Origin of the sequence: Methanosarcina sp. MTP4 (genome assembly GCF_000970045.1) — an archaeon.
GTDB lineage: Archaea > Halobacteriota > Methanosarcinia > Methanosarcinales > Methanosarcinaceae > MTP4.
The window spans coordinates 950,664-973,962 of sequence record NZ_CP009505.1 but is presented as its reverse complement, the minus strand read 5'-3'; the positions used below and the strand labels follow the sequence as shown (position 1 = coordinate 973,962).

Below are 23,299 nucleotides of genomic sequence, written 5' to 3'. Positions count from 1 at the left end.
AGGAATTCTGAGTATCAGTTTACCGTATAAGTATTGTTAACCGGACAAGTATTGTTAACTTTCCAAATTATTGGTTACTGCATAAGATTTCATAGGTATTGCTGATCTCCGGCGTATGTTTACCTATATCATTTTATATTATCAGGATATTCCTTCCGGACATGAACATGAAGACAAATGTAAAAAAGATTAAACTCGCTTTCGGCAGCGAGAAACTTGAGCTGGAGGTTCCGGAAAAGAACCTCTCCAGCGTCATAATGCCCTCGGAGCCTGAAAAACGGAAAGAGGGAGCTTTTTTAATCAAAAAAGCGCTTGAAAACCCCATAAAGAGCAGGCGCCTTTCCGAGATTGTAAACCCGGAATCAAAGGTTGCGGTTATTGTAAGCGACGTTACCCGCCCGACCCCCACTGCAAAGCTGCTGCCCCCCCTCCTCGAAGAGCTTTATCTCGGAGGAGCAAAAGCCGAAAACATCACAATCGTATTCGCCCTTGGCCTGCACAGGCGGCAGACCGAAGAGGAATCCCGAAAACTTGTAGGGGATGAAATTTACGGAAAAATCCGCTGCATCCAGCACGATACGGGCAGGTGCAGGCGTGTAGGGGTTACGAGCCGCAGGACGCCTGTAGAGGTCTTTGAAGAAGTGCTTGATTCCGATGTGGTCGTCGGGACCGGGGGAATTGAGTTCCATTATTATGCGGGGTACAGCGGTGGGGCCAAATCCGTTCTCCCCGGTGTGAGTTCTGAAGCCTCGGTGCTTACAAACCACAAACTGATGATCGAAGAAAAGGCGGTTTCCGGAAGAATTGACAGCCCTGTCAGGCAGGACATGGAAGAAGCCGTAAAAATTGCCGGACTCGACTTCATCCTGAATGTTGTGCTGGACAGCAAGAAAGGGATCGTGGCTGCCGTTGCCGGGGACTTTATCGAAGCCCACCGCAAAGGAGTCGAAGCCGTGGACGCCATGTACAAGGTCCCGGTCGAACCCGCAGACGCCGTTATTGTCTCCTGCGGAGGCTACCCCAAGGACATCAACCTCTACCAGGCCAACAAGTCCCTTGACAACGCCACCCAGGCAGTAAAAGATGGCGGCTCTATCATCCTTGTGGCAGAATGTTCCGAAGGGATCGGGAACCAGATCTACGAGTGCTGGAACAGGGAATGCAAGACCCCGGATGAGGCAGTCGAGCGTTTCAAGCGCTGTTTCGAGTTCGGTGGACACAAGAGCGCCATCGTGGCAAAAGCCGCCAAACAGTTCAAACTTTACCTGGTCTCAAAGCTGCGGGAGGAAGATACCAGGGATGCCTTCTTCACCCCGATGGGAAGCGTCTTGGAAGCCCTTGAAGAAATCCTTTCCAAAAACCCTGACGCAAAAATCCACCTCATGCCCCATGGAGGACAGACCCTCCCGGTGAGAAAAGAGGAATAAAAGAAAGAAGCTCGAAAGGGAAATCTCGAAATTAATTTCCTCTTCTTTCCTTTCTTTACCTCTTATGCTTTCTTTTCGTTTTTCTTTCCTTTCCTTTCCTTTCCTTTCCTTTCTTTTCCACTTATTTCTCTCCCTCTCATTTCCTTTTTCCTCTTCTGTTTTCTTTTGAGAAAAGGATGTTTTGAAATTCCGAACTTAAGGTGAATTTTGGCCTCTAGCTTCTGGAACAGGAAACAAAGTTGGTTGGATTCTGATATTTTCTTCTTTGTGTTTTCACAGAGAAAGGCCGGCCGACTTCGAGGCTGGTGAGAACTTGAGGTTCTGCGAAGTGGTGGATGCCCGAGGGCATGGTTTCTGAAGGATAGATGATAGACCGGATGCTGAAACTGAAGGTGTATTGAATCGATCAACAATAATTAAACCGATCAAAATCGAAAAAAGAGAGGACCAGGGAGAAAGGAAAGAAAAAAAGTGATAATGAAAAAAAAAGGAAGGGATGATTTGTCTTGACAACTGGCCTGCTTAAACGCTTGTCGTATCGGTATTTGTGTGTACTGGGTACTCAAAGTCGTCTTCATCCTCATCCTGGGGCCTGAGGCTGTAGCACTTATTCAGGAATTTTTCCGGCATCGGTTTTGTTGCCAGGCTTACCGCGATTGCCACAAGGAATGCGAGTGGAGTTGCGATTAGGATCGGGTCCACAAGGGGCCAGGTGCCTGAAAGCAGGGTCGCTTTCCCGAAGATTGCCTGGCAGATCCCGAGGGGAATTGCTTCTTTTGCGTGGACGAAGGTCAGCCAGAAGAGGCTGCCCAAGGACCCGACAACCAGGCTTGCCACGGCTCCTTCCCTTGTTATGCGCTTCCAGAAGAGTGCCCCCATGTAAATTGGTAGGAAGGCAGAGGTACACAGGCCCATGAACATTGCTGTTGCCCGGGCGATTATGCTTCCCGGGAGAATGTAGGCCAGGAGGACCGAGAGTAAGATGGAAAAGACTATCCCAAAGCGTGTGGCATGGATGGTTGTGCCTTTGGATTTTCCTTTCTTGATTCCCTCCTGGTAGAAGTCGTGCCCTATGGCTGTGCCCATAGCATGGAACTGGGCTCCCGAGGTGGACATGGCAGCCGAGAGCAGGCTTAACATGAAGAACATCACGAAGAGTTCGGGCATGGCGCTGTTAAGGTACTCAGGCATGATCAGGTCCGTATTGCCTCCTGCAACTTCAAGGGCTATCTTGCCTGTGGTCCGGTAGAAGTACACGTTGGAAAGGGCACCGACTACGTAAGCCACACCTGCCATCATAAGGATGAAAGGTCCGCCCACGAGGACTGCCCTTTTCAGGGAACGGTCATCTTTTACCGTCATAAACCTGACTGCGAGCTGAGGCTGGGCAAGAACCCCTATGCCGACTCCCAGAAAGAGAGTAGAGACCATTGTCCACCAGAGTGGGGACCCGAGGGAAGGCATGGCAGTCCAGCCCTGGTGTCCGATGTCAACAAGACCCTGGGGAACCAAGGGTGCCATATCGGTTAGGGTCTGGTGGGCTCCCACGACGCCTCCCAGTTTTACGTAGGTAAAGATAAGCAAAAAGGCCATTCCGATAAACATGAGGGTGCCCTGGAAGGCATCCACGTACATGACGGAAAGCAGCCCACCTTTGATAACGTAGGAAGCAATGATAATCGTGAAGATCAGAAGGGCGAGATTGTAGTTGATCCCCAGGGTAGTTTCAATGAAGCGGGCAGCCCCGATAAGTACGCTTCCCGCGTACAGGGGCATGAAAATCCCTATCAAAAGCCCGGAAAAGCCCTGGATGAAGCGGGACTGGAAACGTCTTCCCAGGAATTCTGGGAATGTAACTGCCCCCAGGTTAAGTCCCATGCGCCGGGTTTTCGGTCCGAAGACCACAAAAGCTATGAAAATCCCGAAAAAGATGTTCATGAAGACCAGCCACAGGAGTCCCATTCCCAGGGATGCGGCTACTCCTCCGAACCCAATGATCGCCGAGGTGCTGATAAAGGCCGCCCCGTAGGATAGGGCCATGATGGCCGGGTGCACCTTCCTGCCTGCAAGCATATACCCGTCGGTCTGGGAACTCTGCCTGTAGCCCAGCCGGGCGAGGTAGAAAATGGATGCAAGGTACACAAGAACAAGAATGATGAGAGTTGAAGTATCGACTGCCATAAAAACCGCTCCTTAAAAAACGTCTATTAAAAAAGCTAATTGATTAGTCACATGCCGTTTTTTCTTCAGGCTTGCCAGGAGCTACCTTGCCGGAATATCTCTAAAACTCCGATCTCCGCAAGCTTTCTACCGGCTTATGTCCTCCCAGCTTATTCCTGAACAGCAGGTCTCATGGCACTACTTATTACTGCCTGCTCTTCTTCCTCTCCTTCTTTCCAGTTCAATGCCCCGTACACAATGCAGCCGAGTGCACTTACCACACATGAAACATATGCAAGCCAGATCTGTGGATCATCGATTCCTAACATCTCTACACCTTTCTGATAATATTAATCTGTTACTCGTTAACATGACACTTGTTAGCATAGTTCATATCGGGGTTTTTGGTATTTAAATATATTGTCTTAATATGTCCAAAACAGTTTTATTTTATTTCCTCACTGAGGATGATTTCCAGGGTTTTTCACGGGAAATTTTCTATAAAATAATCAATTTTACTTGTTCACACTGTTCATATGTCGTCGATTTATAGAAATGTCTTTACCCATCCGGCTAACAGTTGTTAGCTGGATAAATCGTTTAATATGTATAATTGTTCAATTTATCAGGGTAGTGTGTCCCTCATACTTGAAAATCCATATAATTATTTATAAAATCGTTACTTGAAATTACTGATTAAAATTGATATCTAAGACATTTATTTTGATATAGTGTTTAATATAAAGAAGGTTGGAAAAATGAATCTAGGAATGAAATCAATTTTACTTGCCATACTGATGATAATGCTTGCCTGCAGTTTCCCTGTTTCTGCGCAGGAAGAGTCCCCTGCTGCTATCGTGGCGGAAATCGGTGAGCACGCAGAGGAGCTTTCAACCGTAGCCGGAAACATCCATGATGAGACTGAAATGATTGCTGATGATGAAAGTCTCGATGAGGCTTTAAGGGCAAAGGGAGAAGAAGTCCACCTTTCTTCTCACGATATTGACCACTGTGCCCAGGAACTCCTCAGAAGCGTGGAAACCCTTAACGGGCTGGTTGCGGACCCCGAAGCGAACATGGATGCAATCGAGGCTGAAATTGCGGACATGAAAGAACATATTGAGGAATGCGAAGGAATCATGGAATCCAAGGGCGACATTGTCCATGCTCTCGGAAGCGAGGTTCCAGAAACCCACGCCGAATATGCCGACAACACCCATGACTATTATCATGAAGCCGAGGCAGTCCTCAGGGGCATCGACTCCCATGTCGGAGAACTCGAAGAATCCCTTGGAATCGGAACGGCATCCGCAGCATCCGCAGCACCTGTAAGCGGGAACGTTGCAGCGGCCCTGGATGAAGTAGAGGAAAACGCAAACGAACTGCTTGATTATGCAGGCAAAATCCACGACGAGACCGAGTACATTGCAGATGACGAAGCTCTCTCGGAAGACATTCGTGCAGTTGGTGAGGAAATCCACCTTTCTTCCCACGACATCGAGCACTGTGCTAAAGAGGTCCTTGAGCATGTGGAAAACATAAGGGGTCTCGCAGGAGACGTTGAAGCCAACAAGGCAGCCATTGACGAGGAAATCGGGGAAATGAACGAGCACCTTGAAGAGTGTGCAGGTATAATCGAGTCCAAGCACGACAAGCTCCATGAACTCACCGGAATGGTTCCCGAGACCCACGCCGAATATGCTGACAACACCCATGATTACTATCACGAAACTGAATACATTGTAGCTGACATTAAGGAAAACGTCGGCGAACTCCAGGAAGCTATTGAAAACCCGACTTCTGAAGCCGAAGCAAAGGCAGCTCCAGAACCTGAAGCCGAAGCTGCTGCCGAAGAAGAGTCCGGAAACAGTGCACCTGGCTTTGGCCTTGTCCTTGCTGTAGCAGGAATGCTTTGCACAGTATTCTTCGCAAGAAGAAAGTAAATTCAGGTAATCAAAGGAAGGATTTTCCCCTTCCTTTTCTGTTTTTTCGCACAAGCCCTGCCCAAATTGCGTATCTTTCCGGAAAGATTTGAAAAGGGAAGAAAAGGGATGGTTTTTAAAGACAAGGTAATTTGATTCAAAATTGCTTTAGTTATTATTAATTGGTCTCTTTTCAGGTGAAAGCCTTGTAATATTTTAAAGGAAAACAGGATTAAGAGAAAAAACGTAAATGTAAACAAGTATTTTTTATTATACATCAATTTAATTTGATTTCTTACTCAAATAAAGTGTAGTTTAATTGGTAATTCTCATTACTGGTATCCGAATATATTGATAATTCAAATTCAAACCCAAATCTAAAAAGGTGAATTAACCGTGCACATTTCAGATGGAGTATTATCTGTTCCGGTGATAACAGCCGGCTGGGCAGTAACTATTGTTTTTGTTATATTCAGTCTCTGGTGGAGCAAAAAATATTTTGATATCGCGGAGGAGATTCCCAAGTTTTCCGTTATGGCAGGGGCTTTTTTTGTTGCGTCCCTGATCCATATCACCATAGGGCCTACATGTGTACACCTTATTTTTAACGGGCTGCTGGGAGTGATCCTCGGGCCACTTGCCTACCTTGCAATGGTCATAGGGTTAACCCTTCAGGCCCTGCTGCTACAGCATGGGGGAGTTACGACTATCGGGATCAATTCCCTAAACGTAGGGCTTCCGGCAATCATCTGTTACCTTATTTTCAAAAAAGGTCACGACAAAGGAATTTCTGCCCCGCTTCTCGGAGCTTTTTGCGGAGGGTTTGCAATTGTCATTACGGTCGTGCTCCTTTCGATCTCCCTTGTTACTACGGGCGAACAGTTTATGGAAGTCGCAAAGGTTGCAGCCCTGGCCCACATCCCGATAATGCTTATTGAAGCGGCTGTTACCGGCTCTGTCGTTGCCTACCTTTTGAAAGTAAAGCCGGAAATGCTGCCAATAGCTACTGAAGATATGGATAAAGAAGAAGAATTAAATGTAAGTAAATCTGCGGGAGATGTCTGAAAAATGAATATTAACCGATGTCTGAGAGTTCTTGCACTGTTACTGATCATGTCCTCCGTGTTCATACCTCTTGCTTCTGCCCACAGGGCTTTTGTAGGATACTTCGTGGGTGCAGATGCAGGAGATGAAATGCAGGTCAAAGCCTGGTACGAAGGCGGATCCCCCATGGCAAATGCCGATGTTTCCGTATACCTGATAACGGGTACGGATGAAGACGGCAAGGATATCAAAGAGCCCTATTTTGAGGGCAGCACGGACGAAGATGGTTTTTGCACCTTCCTGACCGATAGGGGAGAAACAATGTACAGCATTGTCGTAGAACAGGACGGGCACAGGGCAAGAGGTACCATTGACCTCGAAAACCAGGCTTCAAGTTCCCAGGAAGACGAACTCCCCCTCCCTGCAAGAGTGGTTGCAGGTTTCGGCTACCTTATAGGGCTTGCCGGGGTCGGCATGATGATAAGTGCCAGGAAGATGAAAAAACAGTATGAAAAGAGTTAATAACTATAGAAGTGATGAATAGGTGAATATTCGAAAAAGATTCGAATAATAGATCATAGAGGATTTCGAAAAAACCCAACATTTTGCAGGTTGTTTATGAGTATATAGGGTGTATAAACAATTCATGGGAATCAGAGGTTTATCGAAATTCTCACTTATAATAGTAATAGTACTAATACTAACATTAATAATAACTAATAACACTACTACTAACTAATAACGCTACTAATAATAATAATAATTGCCATCTAATTTACGGATGTTTTTTGATGTATAATCGAATCAGCATTTACTTAATCAAAATAAATTAATCAATATTCACTCATCAAAATAAATTAACCAGTATTTGCTTAATCAAAATAAATTAATTGAAATAAATTAATTGAAATAAATTAATTGAAATAAATTAATTGAAATAAATTAATTGAAATAAATTAATTGAAATAAATTAATTGAAATAAATTAATTGAAATAAATTAATTGAAATAAATTAATTGAAATAAATTAATTGAAAAACAAATTCATAGAGGAGAAAACGAATGGACTATCCCAGGATTGATGCCTACGCATCCCTTAATTCCCCTATTCATAGCTTTGACCCCAGGGCTAAAATCATAACATTTTCTGTCCTCATTTTCTCTTTTGCTTTCCTGGAAAACATAAATGCAGCTACCATTGCGGTCGCTTTTTCTTTACTTTTGCTCATAGTTTCCCGCCTGCCTCTTGGCTTTGTGTTCAGCCGTATCAAAGTGCCTCTTGGTTTTATAGTCTCAATTCTGGTAATTATGGCTTTTACCGTGGGTGGAAAGGAACTGTTCAGCATTTTCGGGCTTCGTGTGAGCTATGAAGGTGTGCATCTCGGCACCCTGATTGTTCTTCGGGCTACGGCAGCCCTTTTCCTGGCACTCCTGATGCTCGGGACTTCGCGTTTTGAAGCCATTTTAAAAGCGCTCTATATGCTGAGGGTCCCGGGCATACTCGTACAAATGCTCATGTTTACCTACCGCTACATCTTCGTGTTTATAGATGAGTTCGGGAACATGAAAAACGCTATGGAGTCCAAGGGTTTCCAGATAAAAGGCAATAGCAGGCATGCCCTGTCAATCCTGGGAAACGCCGTGGGTATGCTCCTTGTTAAAAGTTACGAACGGGGAGACCGGGTCTACAGCTCCATGGTAGCCAGGGGCTATACCGGCAACCCCATAATTCTTACAAAATTTGAGATGAAGGGTTCGGATTACGTCCTTAGCGGAGTCCTGCTCAGCGCAGCTGTCTTCTTCCACATCTTCCCGGTGATCCTATGAATGTCGCAGTATCCGTTGAAAACCTGAACTATGCCTATCCCAGGAATAAAAAAGCCCTGGAAAACGTGAATCTCGAAGTCTTCGAAGGGGAAAAGGTTGCAGTCATAGGCCCTAACGGGGCCGGAAAGACAACTTTTTTCCTGCACCTGAACGGGACAATCAAAAGCCCTGAAAAGAACGTGAAAATATTCGGGAAGAGCATAGGGGACATGGCAATTACGGAGCGGATCCGGGAAGTGGGGATAGTCTTCGCGGATCCTGACGACCAGCTCTTCATGCCAACCGTCTTCGACGACATTGCCTTTGGCCCTACCAACATGGGCCTTTCACGCGAGGAAGTTGAAAAGAGGGTGAAATACGCAATCGAATGTGTCGGGCTCGAAGGCCTGGAAAACCGCGTCCCTCACCACCTCAGCTGCGGGCAGAAAAAGAAAGTCGCCCTGGCCGCGGTAATCGCAATGCATCCCAGGGTAATTGTCCTTGACGAGCCCACTGCAAACCTGGACCCTAAGAGCCGTTCCGACCTTATCAGGGTCATAAACGAACTGAATGAAAAAGAGGGAATCACCGTCATCATCGCAATGCACGATGTAAACGTGCTTGCCGAAATCGCAGACCGTGTCTACGTCCTGAACAGGGAAATCGTCGCCGAGGGAAGCCCACGCGAAATCTTCTCGGACTTCAACCTCCTCAGGGAAAACAAACTGGACGCCCCGGACGTTTTCAAGCTATTCAAGGTCCTGAGCTGCTTCGGCTACAACTGCGACAACTTGCCTTTATGCATTGACGAAGCCGTAAACGAAGTTATTAATTCAATCGAAAGGGACGGCCACATCCACCTGCATATGCACGAACATACCCATAGCGCAGTGAAAGAGATTATGAATAACTATTCCAGTGTGTGGATGTGAACGTCAAGAAAGTGCTCAAAAATAATTAACCTAAAAGTGCTCAAAAATAATAACCTTGAAAAAGAGAAGTAGAAAAAGAGAAGTGGAAAGGGAAGTAGAAAGAGAACGGGTAAATTCCCGTTTCTGGTTTTCATTCTTAATTATGTGCGTTTTTTCCGCCTTTTTCCTTATCCCAGCGTGCAAGCCGTAACTTCCCCGCTTAGATTGAGTCTCAGTATCTCGACAGCTGTTTCGAAGTCATCGGTCTGCCCGAGCGCCCACATCATTTTTACCAGAGCAGTTTCGGGAAGGGTGTCTTCACCTTCGATTGCACCTGCTTTCAGGATATCTCGGCCCGTATCATAGACGCGGTCGCATATCCGGCCACTCAGGCACTGGGTTGTGATTATCACGGGCATTTTTGCTGCCACTGCTTTCTGGATATAGGGGACCCACTTTGTGGAGACATGCCCAAGCCCTGTCCCTTCGATTACCAGACCTTTATAGCCTGCATTTATGTAATGGTCGAGGATTTCCGGGTTAGCACCGGGAGTGAACTTTACAAGGGCACATTTAGGTTCCATGCCAGGCTTGAACTGCAGGCTTTTTTCTCCGCGCTTCGTATAGTCAATAAGGGTTTTGATTTCCCTGGTCTCGTAGTCGACTGTCCCTATGGGCAGGGAGTTTACGGACTTGAAGGCGTCCCTGCGGGAGCTGTGCATTTTCCTTACTTTTGTGCCGCGGTGAATCTCACAGTAGTCTTCCGAAGTCGTACCGTGCATGACCACCGAGACTTCGGCAATGTCGCTTACCGCAACGCAGGCTGCGCAGATGGCGTTCATGGCGTTGTCACTGCTGGGACGGTCGGCACTTCTCTGGGAACCCACGAAAACGATTGGGACCGGGGTATCGATCATGAAGGAAAGGGCGGCTGCCGAGTACATCATGGTGTCCGTCCCATGGGTCACAATGATCCCTTCGGCACCAGCTTTGATTTCTTCCACAGCGGCCTTTGCAAGGTTTTCCCAGGATGCCTGGTCCATGTTCTCGGAAAGGATACTTGAGATTACCCTGCCCTTGAAATCGGCAATTTCCTTGAGTTCGGGAATTGCGGAAAGGATGTCATCGGCGGTAAACTGGGAAGTAACAGCCCCTGTCCGATAGTCGATCTTGCTTGCAATGGTCCCGCCAGTGGAGAGGATCGCTACCTTTGGGAGTTTTCCCTGTCCGGAGGCTGCTGCTTCTGGCCCGGGCTTTGCTTCTTTTGTTCCGGCCCCAGCCTCTTTTTCCTTTTCGCTCTCCAGAAGGGTAACCCGGACTTCATCCCTGCAAAAGCCCGCATTATAGCCGCTTTTCATCTTAATTGTAATGTACCCTTCCATGGAAGGCATGACCTTGCCTTCGTACACGCTGCCGTTCTTTTCTATGCGTACCCAGTCGCCCTGTTTGAATTCCATGATCAGTCCCTTTTTCTGAGTTTTGAAATATTGAGTGATCGTGATTTTATTGAGTGATATAGTGAAGTTTAATTTCTGAATTTTCCATACCTAAGAGGTCAACGTACTATTAAAAAGTTAATTGAAGGGAAAAGTTAATTGAAAACTTATTTGCATTCGGTATTTTCCGTAAATCAGTCTTTCCTGTACTTTCGGCCTTTCCTTTTCGGCCTTTCCGTACATTCAACCTTTCCTGTACTCTTCCACCACGCCCAGAAGAGCTTCAAAAGCTGAGTCTATGGAGTCTTTCAGGGTTATGATTTCTTGGGAATTGAACTCGGTTTCGGAATTTCTTTTTGAAAGGTAGCGTTCCATTTCTTCGGGGGCCGGGCCTCCGGTTACTTTCCGACGCTCGATATTCGATACCGGGTCAAGGGCTTCAAGTACCATTTTTTCCGTCAATCCCCTGCCCGAAAGGGACTCCCCTAGCACGACTTCGGCCACGGAGTCTATCTTTTCCAGGGTGGGAGTTTCCTCTTCCCTTGCCAGAACCCCTACAAGCTGGTGGGCGGTCCTGAAGGGAATTCCGGTTTCCCGGACAAAGGTGTCCGCAAGCTCGGTGGCGGTGGTAAACCCTGTGACCGCCTGGGCTTCAAGCACTTCGGGGCGGACTTTCATGGTCCTGACCATACCTTCCATTACCCTGACTGACGCCCTTACGGTTTCCACGGAGCGCCAGATGTTCGGGGTAGCTTCCTGCAGGTCCCGGTTGTAGCTTAGGGGAAGGGCCTTGCAGATCGAGAGCAGGGTCATGAGAGCCCCGACCGCCACGCCTGTTTTCCCGCGCATGAGTTCGGCGGTGTCCGGGTTTTTTTTCTGGGGCATGATAGAGGAGGTGGAAGCGTAGGTGTCGTCCAGCTCGATAAAGTTGAATTCGGAAGAAGACCAGACCACCAGTTCCTCGGCCATCCTGCTCATGTTGATCATGAGGTTTGCAAACACGGAGGCGCACTCGATTAGGAAGTCCCTGCTGCTCACAGCATCCATGGAATTTTCCAGCATGCCGGCAAAGCCCAGGAGTTCCTGGGTCCGCTTCCGGTTGAGGTCAAAGCCCGTGGATGCGAAAGCCGCAGCCCCCAGGGGGCAGAGGTTGACCCTGGAAAAGGCGTCAAGCACCCGGTCAAAGTCCCTCCCGAAAGCTGCTTCATGGGCACATAAATGGTGGGCGAGGGTCGTCGGCTGGGCGTGCTGCAGGTGGGTAAAGCCGGGCATGAGGGTGTTTGCATGCTCTTCGGCAAGGGCAAGGAAAGTCTTCCTGAGGGCAAGCAGCTCCTCGAGCAGGCCCAGCAGTTCTTCCCTGAGAGTCAACCTGATACAGGTCGCAACTTCGTCATTCCGGGAACGCCCGGAGTGCATCCTGCCTCCCACGTCTTCTCCCACCATGTCGATTAGCCTGGATTCAAGGGAGATGTGGATGTCCTCATAACTGAAATCAAGCTTTTCCATGCCCTCTTCCCTTATCTTCAAAAGCCCGTCCAGGATTTTGCCGCAGTCCTCGGCCTCAATGATCCCCTGCTCCTTCAGCATCACGGTATGGGCAAGGTCCACCGCGATATCAGCATCAAAAATCCACCTGTCAGCTTCCATGGAAGAGGTGTAGCGCAAAATTTCCTCATCCGGGGCTGCTTCTAACCTGCCTCTACGTAAAATATTACTCATCTGGGTCCCTCTGTGATATTCGTGAAATGAATTTATGTGAATGATTTGTGCAATATATTTGTGCAATATATATATCTATGAATGGTTTGTGGATATGAGTTTGTATTAATTTTCTGATGGTCTGAATTTGATATGGTATTAATGTGATATTGAAATTTTGCTGCCTGTTCAGCAAGCAGGCAGAATACTCAAAGTCTGTCGCGTGGTATTGCTCCAAACAGATAAATATGAATCGCTTTCCCTGATCTACGATATTTTTGGGGATTTTTGTATTTAGAGACTTTTGCCCTTATTTTCCATAAATAGTTTCAGGAACATTTTCCGACCCTTTAAATTTCCCCGAATCTTGCAAAAAAACTAATCAAGAATTAGAGCATAAAATTAACTGATGTCCGTAGTTGCAAAGTACAACAAATTGTCAGCAGTCTACGATTTAATGGAATCCCCTATGGAATCATTTTTTTACAGCAAATGGCGAAAAGAAGCTCTTTCGGGCTTAAGGGGAATGGTCCTGGAAGTAGGGGTAGGAACCGGAAAGAACCTGAAATACTACTCTGAAGAATGCTCGGTCATAGGCATCGACAACAGCGAAGGGATGCTCGAAAAAGCCAGGGAAAAAGCCGAAGGCTTGAAAAACGTGACCCTGCTTTTGATGGACGCCGAACATCTGGAATTCCCGGACAACAGTTTTGACTACGTGATAACGACCTTTGTCCTCTGCTCGATCCCGGACCCCATAAAAGCCCTGAAGGAAATGCACAGGGTCCTGAAACCCGACGGCGAAATGATCAACCTGGAACATATGAGGAGCAATAACCCTTTGATTGCTGCCTATGAAGATTTCATCAACCCGATTTCTGCCCTGACAGGCATTAATGTGAACCGGAGGACCGTTGAAAATATAGGAAAGGCAGGGTTTAAGATTAAGGATGTAAAAAACCTGGCTTTCAAGGACGTGTTCCGGAAGATCAGATCGAAACCTTGAATACTTTTTTTTCATCCGGAAGTCTGGACTAAGGCACCATACTTAGAATTATTTATTCCAAGGATATAATCTTAAACAATAATAACTAATTCTTAAATGGATGCTGGGGAAAACAAAGCGCTATCTTCAGGTTACACGAGTCATTTTGAAGTACAACCTGCTGCTCGGACTTTACAGGGACCTTCACGCCGGTTATATTTCAACCCCTCAATGTACCTGTACCTATGACCTGGAGAACCGGGACACGGCTGTAAAGCTCAGGAAGGCGTTTGAGGAGCTGGGCCCTACTTTTATCAAGATGGGGCAGACCATGAGCAAGCGTCCGGACCTTGTGCCGCCGACCTATGTCGTGGAGATGATGAACCTTCAGGATAAGGTTAGACCCCTTTCTTTTGAGGAGATGACGGATTCCCTGGACCTTGCCTGCATCTGCGAGTACGACCCTCCTGCGCTGCGGAAAAAGAAAAAGAGCCGGGAAGAAATGGAGGCTTCCGGGAAGAGGAAGAGCCAGGCTTTCATTGAAATTTTTGATGAGTTTGATACTACGCCCATTGCAAGCGGCTCCATTGCCCAGGTATATAAGGGAGTTCTGGACGGGGAGTCCGTGGCTGTTAAAATTCTTCGTCCGAACCTTATTGACAACATAAATACGGACCTTTCCATTATTGACGATTTCAAGCCCATCGTAAAGAGAGTGCTAGGAATCGGGAAGAACTTTGACATAGACGCATTTCTTGAAGAAATCCGGGATATGCTTACGCGGGAAGTTGACCTCAGGATCGAAGCCATGAACATGCGGCGTTTCGAGGACAATTTCAAAAATGAGAAAAAAGTCTCGGTACCTAAAATCTATCCTGATTACTGCTCTGCAAATGTCCTGACCATGGAGTTCATCGAAGGGGTCCAGATAAAAGACGTCTTTGACATGGACGTGCCCGGGTCGAAAAAATCCGAGTATACAAGAATAATAACACGGAGCTACCTCAAACAGGTCTACATCGACGGCTTCTACCACGCAGACCCCCATGGGGGAAACATGCTTGTCCGGGAGGATGACACTATTGCAGTTATCGATTTCGGGGCAGTCGGGAGCATTGATGACGAACTCAAGCGGAACATGCTGGAGTTTTACTACGCGGTCAACAACCGGGACGTGGAAGGGGCTACCGAAGGCTTCCTGAAAATCGGGAAAGCAAAGCCAGGAGACGTGGATCTCCGGAGGCTCAAGAAGGACATGGATGACCTTATCGCAAGCCAGAACTACGGGCTTGAGGGCAGACAGAGCGACAACTACGCAAAACTCGGGATGAAATACGACATCAAGCTTCCCGGGGAGTTTTCAACCCTCCAGCGGGCAATCCTCCTGATTGAAGGGGTCTGCCTGGAACTCGACCCCCGCTATAAAATCCAGACAATCGCGATTCCGGTCCTTATGGACGCCTACAAGAAACTAAGCACTCCGAAGAGAGCTGCCCTCCATCTCGAACTTTCAACCGAGCCCGGGGACGAAAAGGCTGAAATCAGGGCTGCTGTCCGGGAACTGGCTGACAGGGTGGGAGATATGGGGGACCGGCTTCTGGAAGTGCAGGAGAAAGAAAAAAAAGGTAGGGGCTTTTCGAAAGAATTCTACGTTGCGGTCCTGCTTATCCTTTCCACCTATATCCTGCTGAGTGGAGGGGCTTTTGCCTGGGTGGGAGCAGCCGGGTTTGCGGGAGCGCTTTTAATCTGGCTGCTGGCACTTCTCAGGACCTCCTGAAGTGGTTGATGAGTGGCTGTGAATAGCTATCTGCGAGTGGCTGTCAACGGCTATCTATGAGTTTTGATAAAAAAGCTCTAATAAAAGAGAGTACAAAATAAATGAGTAAAATAAGTGAGATTAAATAAGCGAGATAAGTGAGTAAAAAGTGGGTAAAATAAGTGAGTAAAATAAATGGAAACTTAAAAACTCAGATCCATTAATGTGGGGGTGACTGCCCTGGTGCAGGAAACTATAAAAATAGAAAATATAGAGTGCGATCACTGCGTCATGCGGGTCGGAAGAGCTATCGCTGCCGTTAAAGGGGTAACGGAAGTCGATGTAAACCTTGAGAAAAAAGAAGCGGTTATAGATTTTGAAGAGAATGAAACCAATCTGGGAGAGATCAAGGCTGCAATCAGGGATGCCGGGTATGAGCCCGGGTGAAACAGGGGCATTCCAGGATTAAATAAGGGCATTGATGGTTTATTACTGATTATTTTTTGTTTATTGTTAACTTTATAAAAGAAGGGGGGTTGAACATTACTCAGGAAACCATAAGAATTGAAGGCATGTCCTGCGGACACTGCGTCATGACCGTCAAAAAAGCAATTGAATCCTTGGAAGGCGTAAAGGAAGCAAATGTGAGTCTGGAAGATAAAAAGGCAGTTGTTGAATACGACGAAAAAAAGGTCAAGCTTGAGGATATCAGGGCTGCGGTAAAGGAAGCAGGGTATGAACCTGTATGATTTATCCTGTTCTTGAAGCCCGGACCGCTTTTTACAACAGTAGGGGCACCTGGACAGAATCATTATATACGAATAAGTGCAGATTTTGATATACAGGAAAACACAAGCGTGTGTTTAACTGCTGATGCTTTGGGGGTGAAAACATCAGGGAGACATCACTGATCGTGGATGACATGGTCTGCAGGTACTGCAAGAACATGGTCTCCAGACTTGTTAGCTCTATCAACGGAGTTTCTCGTGTAAACGTAAACGTTCCGGACAGGACTGTAAATGTGACCTACGACAGCAAGAAAACCGATGAATACGTCATAAAAATGACCCTGCTCGAAGCCGGGTACAGGCTTTAAGCTATTCAGGAACCGGACACGGGGGGTGGCTGCCCTTCCAGAGGGCCCGGGTTCCGGAACAGGCGGCATTTCAATGGATTTCAGGATAAAGGTCTACGGCATGACCTGCGGTCATTGCCAGAAAAGGGTAGCTGAGGCCATCTCCTCGCTGGAGGGGGTAGAATTCGCGGAGGTAGATCTCAAAACAGGAGAGGCCGAAGGCAGCTTTAATCCCGAAAAAGTGAGCCTGGATGATATAAAGGAAGCTGTTCGTAAAGCAGGATATGAAACTGAACAAAAAGAATCCTTAATGGTTACTACCGAAGAGGTCCCTGAAACAACTGAAGAAGAAGTTCCTGAAACAGTGGAAGAAGAGCTTACGGCAACTGTACCTGAACTTCCTGAGGAGAAAGTCACTCCCGAAGAAGAGGTTAAGGCCGGCGGGGAAGCGGAGGCCGAAAAGGAAGGAGAGGTTTCCAGGGGAGCAGGGACTGGAGAGGAAGGAGAGAATGAACCATCCCCTAAAACCATTCCTGGAGCCCCCCCTAAAGAGATCACCCTTCGGGTTTCGGGCATGACCTGCGCTGCCTGTGCGGCAAATATCGAGAGGGTTCTGAAAAAGAAGGAAGGCGTGAAATCCGCAGCCGTAAATCTTCCGCTCGAAAAAGCCAGTGTGAGTTTTGAACCGTCCCGGATATCTCCGAAAGAAATAGAGGAAGCCATCGAGTCAATCGGGTACGGGGTAGAAAAGGATACCGCTACTCTGGATCTGCAGGGCATGACCTGTTCGGCCTGCGCTGCAAACATCGAAAAGGTCCTGAACAAAACCGAAGGGGTAATTTCGGCTTCGGCAAATTTCCCGCTGGAAAAAGCTGTTGTGGAATTCGATTCTTCCCAGGTCTCGGTCCGGGAAATGATTGCAGCTGTCGAGAGCATTGGCTACAGGGCTTCTGTAAAGGTCGAAACCGCGGAATATGAGGATAGGGAACGGGAGTTTCGGGAAGCTGAGATCCGTAAGCAAAAGAATAACCTGCTCATTGCCCTGGCTCTGGGGATACCCATCTTTTTTGGAAACATGAGGATGATGTTTCCTTTTTTTTCCTTCGTTCCCGCCTTTCTTTCTGACCCGATTGTGTTATTTGTGCTGGCAACCCTGGTCCTCCTCTTTCCGGGGAGGCAGTTTTTCGTAGGGACTTTCAAGGGTTTCAAGCACGGCGTAACCGATATGAACCTCCTGATCGCCGCAGGTACAGGATCAGCTTACCTGATAAGCGTGGCCTCGACTTTCCTTGACCTGGGACCCGGCTACGACAGTACTTACTACGACACGGTTTCTTTCCTGATTATTTTCATTGTCCTTGGCCGCTACCTGGAAGCCAGGGCAAGGGGGAAGACTTCGGAAGCCATCAGGAAACTGATGGGGCTAAGGGCAAAGACTTCCCGGATCCTGGTTGAAGGAGAAGAAAAGGAGGTCCCCGTTGAAGAGGTGGTCGTAGGGGACATTGTGGTGGTCCGTCCCGGCGAAAAGATCCCTGTGGACGGGGTTGTTACGGAAGGAAACTCGGCGGTGGACGAGTCCATGCTGACCGGGGAGAGCATTCCCGTGGAGAAGGGAACAGGCGACATGGTTATCGGGGCTACCCTGAACAAGACCGGGACTTTTAAGTTCAGGGCCACGAAAGTCGGGGCAGACACTGCCCTTGCCCAGATCATCAAGCTCGTGGAAAGCGCCCAGACCATGAAAGCACCCATCCAGCGGGTTGCCGATGTCTTTGCCGGAAATTTTATCGTAGCTGTACACATAATTGCCCTGCTTGCGTTTTTCTTCTGGTTCTTTATAGGATACTGGCGCTACGGCGTGGGCGAGTCCGGTTCCCTCCAGGGAATTAGCCCTTTCCTTTTTTCCCTGCTGATAGCAATCACCGTCCTTGTAATTTCCTGCCCCTGTGCCGTGGGCCTGGCAACCCCTGCAGCGATCATGGTAGGCACGGGCAAAGGTGCGGAAAACGGGATACTGATCAAGGGAGGGGAAGCCCTTGAGAGGGCACACAAGCTTGATACGATCGTTTTTGACAAGACAGGGACCCTTACCGAAGGAACCCCGAAACTTACGGACGTCCTGCCGGCCTCCGGCAGGGAGGAAAATGAGGTGCTTTTCGTTGCAGCAACGGCTGAAAAAGGATCAGAACACCCTCTTGGAGAAGCGGTGGTCAAAGGGACTGAGAAGCAGGATATAAAGCCCGGGAATGCAGCGGATTTCAAATCGATTCCCGGCAAAGGGGTGGAAGCCTACTTCGAAGGAAAAAGGGTTCTCCTGGGCACCCGGAAGCTGATGGAAGAAAACGGGATTTCTTTCAGGGAACTTGAAGCCGATATGAGTAAGCTTGAGGAAAACGGAAAGACGGCAATGCTCATTGCCCTTGAAACCGAAGCCCTGGGACTGGTTGCCGTAGCTGATACCCTTAAAGAGAGTTCGAAAGACGCGGTTCAGATTCTCCGGAAAATGGGAATCGAAGTTGTGATGATAACCGGAGACAATGCCTCAACCGCAAATGCCATTGCAGCTCAGGTCGGGATTGAGAGGGTGCTTGCCGAAGTGCTGCCCGAAGCCAAGGCGGGAGAAGTCAAGGAACTTCAGGAAGAAGGCAAACTCGTAGGAATGGTGGGCGACGGGATAAATGACGCTCCTGCCCTGATCCAGGCCGACGTGGGGATCGCCATGGGCGCGGGAACTGATGTGGCCATGGAATCCGCCGAAATCGTGCTGATCAAGAACGACATCATGGACGTGGTCGCCGCCCTTCGCCTGAGCCGTCTGACCATCCGCAAGATCAAGCAGAACCTGCTCTGGGCTTTCGGATACAATGCCCTTGGCATCCCCATAGCTGCAGGAATTCTCTATCCTTTTGTAGAGCGCATCCTGATCTCCCCGGAACTTGCAGCAGCGTTCATGGCCCTTAGTTCGGTTTCAGTGACCACCAATTCGTTGCTCATGAAAAGAAGTAAGATTAAATAATTTCAGGGTGGATACTCCTGTGGTTCAATAATTTAAGGAAGAATCAAGACATAATAACCATATATCTGAGAAAAGATGGCTAAATATCTGAGAGAAGAGGACTAAATATTCAGGGCGGATGCCTGCAAAATCTTTCGAATCAAATTGTGTTCCGACCAAACCTTTTATGATCGAAAAGTAACCATCTACATTTAAAATAACTTCAACACTTAAAACAACCAGTAAGCTTCGAACAATTTTAAGAGATATAGTCTCTACAGTAAACGGGTGAACTCCATGGTGAAATTTGGACCTAAGGACAAAAGGACAAGGCTTGTACTCCTTGCAAGCTTTGCAACCTCTATAGTGATCTTGAACCTGTTTTTGTTTGGAGCGATCCTGACCAACATGATTCGGGGGGACATGTCCTACACCCACGTGGATATGGTGGCAGGTGCAGTTTTCGTCTTTGTTATAACCATGATAATTTCACTGTCCCTCTGGCCGAAAATCATTGACCGGCTTGAGAGCAGGGAAGAAAGCAAAAAAGCCTCCTGATCTCCGGGAATTACCTATTACCATGCAAGCAATTATATCAAGATTAATAATTCAAATCCAGGTGTTAATATGAAAAACTCCATTAGAAAACTGGGGCTCATAGGGGCCGGCCTCTGTGCAATGACCGAAGAAAAGATCGATGCACTCGTAAAGGATCTGGTCGATAAAGGGGACATAAATAAGGAAGAAGGCAAAAAACTGGTTCTGGATATGCTCGAGGAGAGCAAGAAACAGAAAACCGATCTTGAGAAGAAAATTTCAGAAAAAATCCAGGAAACAATCTCAAAAACCGATTTCATTTCCAGAAAAGACATGCAGGAACTTGAAGCCAGAATCGAGACCCTGGAAGAAGAAGTCAGGAAAATGAAAAATAAAGAAAAGATGTTTTTCAAGTGAAAACGATCTTTTCTTTTTTAGTTCAGGTCCTGTTCTATATGCATCTGTTTTTTAGTTTCTGTTTTTAAGACCCTATTTTTAAGACCCTATTTTTAAGACCCTATTTTTCAGGTTCTGTTTTTGCAGGTGGGATATATTTTTTTACAGTTCTTCAATCACGATGTCTTCCTCAAGGCTCACATTTTCAAGCAGTGCCTCAAGTTCTGCCATATCTGCTTCAAGTTCCAGGATTTCTGCTTCGTTTATCTCCAGATCTCCTGAATCCTGGGCTTCTTCTCCTGCTTTAGCAACATCGGAGTTAATTTCCGATTCTTCGACTTCAGCTGCATCGTTCCCGACGCATCCGGAACCTACAATCCAGACTATTAGGGCAGAAAGAATCAGCAGGTGAGCGAATTTGACCATTGAATTCCTCCTTAAATTCCGGTTTCCCCGTCTTCTTCAGAGGAACTCCCAGTTTCTTCATCCTCCGTGTCATCTTCGCCTTCGTCGTCTGCATCGTCATCGTCTGCATCGTCGTCTATTTCATTTGAATTGAGATCTTCAGAACCAGTTTCTTCATTGTTATCTCCGGTTTCATATTCTTTAAGTTCATTAAAGATTTCTTTCAAGAGCTCGTTTGCTTCGTTTATGATTCCAAGAGCTTCACGCAACTGGTTGTTTGCTTCCTCAATCTCTTCCGTTCCTGAGTTTTCATCCTGGTAAGTTAATTTAACCTCTTCCTGCTTTTCCCGGGCATCTCCCATTAAATCGTCGTACTTGTCAAGTTTGTCTTCCAGCTCTTCCAGCTCATCGAGTTCCTCGGTATCCTCGGTGTTTCCTTTCATAGTCTGGATTCTATCGCGGAGCACCTCTGAGAGGGATTCGGACTTGTCCAGGGATTCCTCCATTTTCTCGCTGACAGTCTGGCCTGCTTCGATAGATGCGTTTTTCTTGGCGTTGTTCCAGACTCCCCTTACGGATGTGGCAGAATTTGCGAAGTCTTCGATCTTGGCATCTTCAGGGGCATCTTCAATTGCTTTCTTTTCTTCTTCAAGCTGTTCTATCTTTTCTTCGATAGCGTCAATTCTCTCTTCTGTACTGTTGCTGTTTGACTGCTCAAGGTTGTATATTATGTTCTCGAGGTGGGCTATCATGTAGTCGATGCTTGAGGTAAGATATGCCCTGGTAGCTTCCCTTTGCGTATCCCCAAATTCTCCATTCCGGATCTGGCTCCTGATCCTGAGAAAAGCCCCTTTCGCGCCCTGGTATTCTCTTCTCCGGTTCTGAACTTCTTCTTTCAACTGTTTCTTTTCCTGGATCCTTTGCTGTATCAGTTCCTTTTTCTTGAGAGGTTCGAAATCTGAATCTTCTTCGTCTGCTCCCTCTTCAGTATCTGCATCCTCTTCAGTGTTTGAACCTTCGGAATCTGCTACTTTCCATGACTTCCCGTTCTCAGCTCCATTTTCTACACCCTGTCCGTTTCCGGCAAGGGCGGTTGCAGGTAGGATGCTGAAGAGGAGAAGTATGATAGTAAAACAGGATAAATAGCGTATGACTTTCCCTGATTTTTCCATCTGATTGCCTCCATTAATCTGTTATAATTTTGTAACTGCTGCTCTATTGGAAAGGAGAAAATATAAGCATTCTTTCCGGAAAATCCTTGATGGATTGAAGCACGTGAATTTTAAAGCTTGATAAAGTCTTATTTTTCTTATTAAAACTTTATTATGTCTTAAAATATCAGGGTCTTCTGGAGGAAAGTAAAAGATTTATGTTAAAACCCCATTTATCACTGCGTGAATTTTAAAAAGCTCTTCACGTTCACCTGCATATTATGTTCCCTCCTTTTTGTCCAGGGAACAGCCCTTGCTGCAACCGTGCACGGGAACGTTTATGAGTGGTACAGTTTCGAGCCGCTTAATAACGCCGTGATTGAAGTAAATTCGACCCCCGAGCAGTACTTTGTTGCAGTGGACGCTGTATATTCCTTCAACCTGCCGCCTGGAAATTATCTTGTAAAAGCCAGCTATTTTGAAAGAAATACCATAGTGTATGCGGCTGAAGAGACGGTTAAGATAACTGAAAACGGGGATTACGTAGTTGACCTTCTCCTCTTTCCTGCATACGAGGAAGAGCTCCTGAACCAGAGCGAATTTGAAGAATTTGATAAGGATTTTGAAGAAGCGGAACTTGTGAGCGAGGACAGTTCCGAGAACACCATGTACGCAGCCCTGTTACTGGTCCTCTGTATTCTGCTTTTTACCGGATATTTCTGGAAAAAAATACACGGGAAACCCCCGGAAATTTCGGATGATCCTTTGAAGGAAAACAAACAGTTGAGTGAAGAGAGCCCCGGAAGTGTAGGGAATGCTCTGGAAAACTTTGAGGAATTCAAAGAAAATACCGGAAATTTTGAAAGTTCCTCAGAAACAAGCCCTGAATCTTCTGCCTTACAGGCTGCTGAAGAAGATACCCGGAAACCTGCGGCAGAGGTTCTGGAACCCGAAGCCTACTCTTCGAAAAAAGAAAAATCTGAAGATAAAACCTCAGTAACCGAAGTCACTTCAGAAGTCGAATCAAAAGAAGGACGGGGTGAATCAAAACTTGCTGTATCCCCTCCACTTTCACAGACGCCGGAAGAACCGATCGCAGAAGTCCCGGATATAGATATCCAGCATGATCCTGAAGCTTACCTTCCGGAAGACCTTAAGGAGGTTCTGGAACTCATCCGTGCGAGCGGGAACCGGATTACCCAGCTGGAGCTCAGAAAGAAATCCCGTTATTCCGAGTCCAAGGTAAGCCTGATGCTCTCGGACCTGGAAGAGCGAGGGATGATTGAAAAGTTCAAGAAAGGAAGGGGAAATATTATAAGGATCCAGGATGAGCATGTCTTAAAAAGGGATAATGAAAATAAAAAGGATAAGAAAGGGGAAAGTTCCTGAAATCGTTGAAGATCCCTGGATTGAATACTTCCTCTCCAGGAATGAGACTTCTTCTGAAAAACCGAAAATAGCAAATTATATAACTGAATTCACCTACTAACAGCAGGAAGTATGGGAATACATTTGAAATATTTTAAACTATGATGATTTTAGTTAATACCCTTTTTGCTTCTCATATCTTGAAGATACTTCATAACTGAAATTACA

At 46.9% G+C, this 23,299-nt stretch carries 22 protein-coding genes; 15 read left to right on the top strand and 7 right to left on the bottom strand.

The window, feature by feature from the left end:
- The first annotated feature begins 167 nt into the window (after positions 1 to 167).
- The gene (gene larA, locus MSMTP_RS04355) at positions 168 to 1,427 is read left to right on the top strand and encodes a nickel-dependent lactate racemase (protein WP_048182677.1); all 1,260 of its coding nucleotides are present in this window, start codon (positions 168 to 170) and stop codon (positions 1,425 to 1,427) included.
- Between the two features lie 62 nt (positions 1,428 to 1,489).
- Here larA and MSMTP_RS04350 read toward each other — a convergent pair whose 3' ends face one another.
- The 3 genes from MSMTP_RS04350 to MSMTP_RS19630 all read right to left on the bottom strand — a co-directional run bounded on the left by MSMTP_RS04350 (position 1,490) and on the right by MSMTP_RS19630 (position 3,916).
- Positions 1,490 to 1,837: a hypothetical protein gene (locus MSMTP_RS04350; RefSeq protein WP_048177987.1), complete on the bottom strand. Its 348-nt coding sequence runs from the start codon at positions 1,835 to 1,837 to the stop codon at positions 1,490 to 1,492.
- A gap of 112 nt (positions 1,838 to 1,949) precedes the next feature.
- Positions 1,950 to 3,608 carry a sodium:solute symporter gene (locus MSMTP_RS04345; protein WP_048177986.1) on the bottom strand — a complete coding sequence of 553 codons (1,659 nt, stop codon included), beginning with the start codon at positions 3,606 to 3,608 and terminating at the stop codon, positions 1,950 to 1,952.
- A gap of 149 nt (positions 3,609 to 3,757) precedes the next feature.
- Entirely contained in the window at positions 3,758 to 3,916 is a 159-nt protein-coding gene (locus MSMTP_RS19630; protein WP_197076138.1) for a symporter small accessory protein, read from the bottom strand.
- A 429-nt stretch (positions 3,917 to 4,345) separates the two neighbouring features.
- Between MSMTP_RS19630 and MSMTP_RS04340 the strand changes: the two genes are divergently transcribed.
- The 5 genes from MSMTP_RS04340 to MSMTP_RS04315 all read left to right on the top strand — a co-directional run bounded on the left by MSMTP_RS04340 (position 4,346) and on the right by MSMTP_RS04315 (position 9,290).
- Positions 4,346 to 5,530, top strand: coding sequence for a PGF-CTERM sorting domain-containing protein (locus MSMTP_RS04340; RefSeq protein ID WP_048177985.1), 1,185 nt, complete (start codon positions 4,346 to 4,348; stop codon positions 5,528 to 5,530).
- Between the two features lie 375 nt (positions 5,531 to 5,905).
- Positions 5,906 to 6,574 carry a cobalt transporter CbiM gene (cbiM, locus tag MSMTP_RS04330; protein WP_048177983.1) on the top strand — a complete coding sequence of 223 codons (669 nt, stop codon included), beginning with the start codon at positions 5,906 to 5,908 and terminating at the stop codon, positions 6,572 to 6,574.
- 3 nt (positions 6,575 to 6,577) lie between these two features.
- Positions 6,578 to 7,075 carry a hypothetical protein gene (locus MSMTP_RS04325; RefSeq protein ID WP_048177982.1) on the top strand — a complete coding sequence of 166 codons (498 nt, stop codon included), beginning with the start codon at positions 6,578 to 6,580 and terminating at the stop codon, positions 7,073 to 7,075.
- Positions 7,076 to 7,614: 539 nt separating this feature from the next.
- Positions 7,615 to 8,379: a cobalt ECF transporter T component CbiQ gene (gene cbiQ, locus MSMTP_RS04320; protein WP_048177981.1), complete on the top strand. Its 765-nt coding sequence runs from the start codon at positions 7,615 to 7,617 to the stop codon at positions 8,377 to 8,379.
- On the top strand, positions 8,376 to 9,290 hold the full coding sequence (locus MSMTP_RS04315; protein ID WP_048177980.1) for an energy-coupling factor ABC transporter ATP-binding protein: 915 nt from the start codon (positions 8,376 to 8,378) through the stop codon (positions 9,288 to 9,290). Before cbiQ ends, MSMTP_RS04315 begins: the two co-directional genes overlap by 4 nt.
- Positions 9,291 to 9,457: 167 nt before the next feature.
- Here the strand turns inward: MSMTP_RS04315 and gatD are convergent, their stop codons facing one another.
- Complete coding sequence (gatD, locus tag MSMTP_RS04310; RefSeq protein WP_048177979.1) at positions 9,458 to 10,726, bottom strand: Glu-tRNA(Gln) amidotransferase subunit GatD; 1,269 nt, start codon at positions 10,724 to 10,726, stop codon at positions 9,458 to 9,460.
- A gap of 222 nt (positions 10,727 to 10,948) precedes the next feature.
- Positions 10,949 to 12,424: an argininosuccinate lyase gene (gene argH, locus MSMTP_RS04305; protein WP_048177978.1), complete on the bottom strand. Its 1,476-nt coding sequence runs from the start codon at positions 12,422 to 12,424 to the stop codon at positions 10,949 to 10,951.
- Positions 12,425 to 12,812: 388 nt separating this feature from the next.
- On the opposite strand from argH, the gene MSMTP_RS04300 reads away from it, so the two are divergent.
- The 8 genes from MSMTP_RS04300 (at position 12,813) to MSMTP_RS04265 (ending at position 20,168) form a co-directional block, all read left to right on the top strand.
- Entirely contained in the window at positions 12,813 to 13,409 is a 597-nt protein-coding gene (locus MSMTP_RS04300; RefSeq protein WP_048177977.1) for a class I SAM-dependent methyltransferase, read from the top strand.
- 100 nt (positions 13,410 to 13,509) lie between these two features.
- Complete coding sequence (locus MSMTP_RS04295) at positions 13,510 to 15,165, top strand: AarF/ABC1/UbiB kinase family protein (protein WP_048177976.1); 1,656 nt, start codon at positions 13,510 to 13,512, stop codon at positions 15,163 to 15,165.
- A gap of 222 nt (positions 15,166 to 15,387) precedes the next feature.
- Positions 15,388 to 15,591, top strand: a complete 204-nt coding sequence (locus tag MSMTP_RS04290) for a heavy-metal-associated domain-containing protein (RefSeq protein WP_231582912.1) — start codon at positions 15,388 to 15,390, stop codon at positions 15,589 to 15,591.
- Positions 15,592 to 15,680: 89 nt separating this feature from the next.
- Complete coding sequence (locus tag MSMTP_RS04285; RefSeq protein ID WP_369799614.1) at positions 15,681 to 15,893, top strand: heavy-metal-associated domain-containing protein; 213 nt, start codon at positions 15,681 to 15,683, stop codon at positions 15,891 to 15,893.
- A 164-nt stretch (positions 15,894 to 16,057) separates the two neighbouring features.
- On the top strand, positions 16,058 to 16,240 hold the full coding sequence (locus tag MSMTP_RS04280; protein ID WP_052718268.1) for a heavy-metal-associated domain-containing protein: 183 nt from the start codon (positions 16,058 to 16,060) through the stop codon (positions 16,238 to 16,240).
- A 73-nt stretch (positions 16,241 to 16,313) separates the two neighbouring features.
- Entirely contained in the window at positions 16,314 to 19,235 is a 2,922-nt protein-coding gene (locus MSMTP_RS04275; RefSeq protein ID WP_048182665.1) for a heavy metal translocating P-type ATPase, read from the top strand.
- A gap of 276 nt (positions 19,236 to 19,511) precedes the next feature.
- The gene (locus MSMTP_RS04270) at positions 19,512 to 19,772 is read left to right on the top strand and encodes a hypothetical protein (RefSeq protein ID WP_048177975.1); all 261 of its coding nucleotides are present in this window, start codon (positions 19,512 to 19,514) and stop codon (positions 19,770 to 19,772) included.
- Positions 19,773 to 19,841: 69 nt separating this feature from the next.
- Positions 19,842 to 20,168 carry a phasin family protein gene (locus tag MSMTP_RS04265; RefSeq protein WP_048177974.1) on the top strand — a complete coding sequence of 109 codons (327 nt, stop codon included), beginning with the start codon at positions 19,842 to 19,844 and terminating at the stop codon, positions 20,166 to 20,168.
- Between the two features lie 141 nt (positions 20,169 to 20,309).
- Here MSMTP_RS04265 and MSMTP_RS04260 read toward each other — a convergent pair whose 3' ends face one another.
- Together MSMTP_RS04260 and MSMTP_RS04255 are read right to left on the bottom strand one after the other, a co-directional pair.
- Entirely contained in the window at positions 20,310 to 20,573 is a 264-nt protein-coding gene (locus MSMTP_RS04260) for a hypothetical protein (protein ID WP_048177973.1), read from the bottom strand.
- Positions 20,574 to 20,584: 11 nt separating this feature from the next.
- Complete coding sequence (locus tag MSMTP_RS04255; RefSeq protein WP_052718267.1) at positions 20,585 to 21,724, bottom strand: hypothetical protein; 1,140 nt, start codon at positions 21,722 to 21,724, stop codon at positions 20,585 to 20,587.
- 222 nt (positions 21,725 to 21,946) lie between these two features.
- Between MSMTP_RS04255 and MSMTP_RS04250 the strand changes: the two genes are divergently transcribed.
- Positions 21,947 to 23,092: a hypothetical protein gene (locus tag MSMTP_RS04250; protein WP_048177972.1), complete on the top strand. Its 1,146-nt coding sequence runs from the start codon at positions 21,947 to 21,949 to the stop codon at positions 23,090 to 23,092.
- Positions 23,093 to 23,299: the final 207 nt, after the last annotated feature.

Excerpts from the sequence above, each read along its gene's own strand:
- MSMTP_RS04265 (WP_048177974.1), top strand. The coding sequence starts at position 19,842 with ATGAAAAACTCCATTAGAAAACTGGGGCTCATAGGGGCCGGCCTCTGT.
- MSMTP_RS04315 (WP_048177980.1), top strand. The coding sequence starts at position 8,376 with ATGAATGTCGCAGTATCCGTTGAAAACCTGAACTATGCCTATCCCAGG.
- gatD (WP_048177979.1), bottom strand. The coding sequence starts at position 10,726 with ATGGAATTCAAACAGGGCGACTGGGTACGCATAGAAAAGAACGGCAGC.
- MSMTP_RS04275 (WP_048182665.1), top strand. The coding sequence starts at position 16,314 with ATGGATTTCAGGATAAAGGTCTACGGCATGACCTGCGGTCATTGCCAG.
- MSMTP_RS04270 (WP_048177975.1), top strand. The coding sequence starts at position 19,512 with ATGGTGAAATTTGGACCTAAGGACAAAAGGACAAGGCTTGTACTCCTT.
- MSMTP_RS04325 (WP_048177982.1), top strand. The coding sequence starts at position 6,578 with ATGAATATTAACCGATGTCTGAGAGTTCTTGCACTGTTACTGATCATG.
- MSMTP_RS19630 (WP_197076138.1), bottom strand. The coding sequence starts at position 3,916 with ATGTTAGGAATCGATGATCCACAGATCTGGCTTGCATATGTTTCATGT.
- MSMTP_RS04300 (WP_048177977.1), top strand. The coding sequence starts at position 12,813 with ATGTCCGTAGTTGCAAAGTACAACAAATTGTCAGCAGTCTACGATTTA.
- cbiQ (WP_048177981.1), top strand. The coding sequence starts at position 7,615 with ATGGACTATCCCAGGATTGATGCCTACGCATCCCTTAATTCCCCTATT.
- larA (WP_048182677.1), top strand. The coding sequence starts at position 168 with ATGAAGACAAATGTAAAAAAGATTAAACTCGCTTTCGGCAGCGAGAAA.
- MSMTP_RS04345 (WP_048177986.1), bottom strand. The coding sequence starts at position 3,608 with ATGGCAGTCGATACTTCAACTCTCATCATTCTTGTTCTTGTGTACCTT.
- MSMTP_RS04255 (WP_052718267.1), bottom strand. The coding sequence starts at position 21,724 with ATGGAAAAATCAGGGAAAGTCATACGCTATTTATCCTGTTTTACTATC.
- argH (WP_048177978.1), bottom strand. The coding sequence starts at position 12,424 with ATGAGTAATATTTTACGTAGAGGCAGGTTAGAAGCAGCCCCGGATGAG.
- MSMTP_RS04340 (WP_048177985.1), top strand. The coding sequence starts at position 4,346 with ATGAATCTAGGAATGAAATCAATTTTACTTGCCATACTGATGATAATG.
- MSMTP_RS04295 (WP_048177976.1), top strand. The coding sequence starts at position 13,510 with ATGCTGGGGAAAACAAAGCGCTATCTTCAGGTTACACGAGTCATTTTG.
- MSMTP_RS04260 (WP_048177973.1), bottom strand. The coding sequence starts at position 20,573 with ATGGTCAAATTCGCTCACCTGCTGATTCTTTCTGCCCTAATAGTCTGG.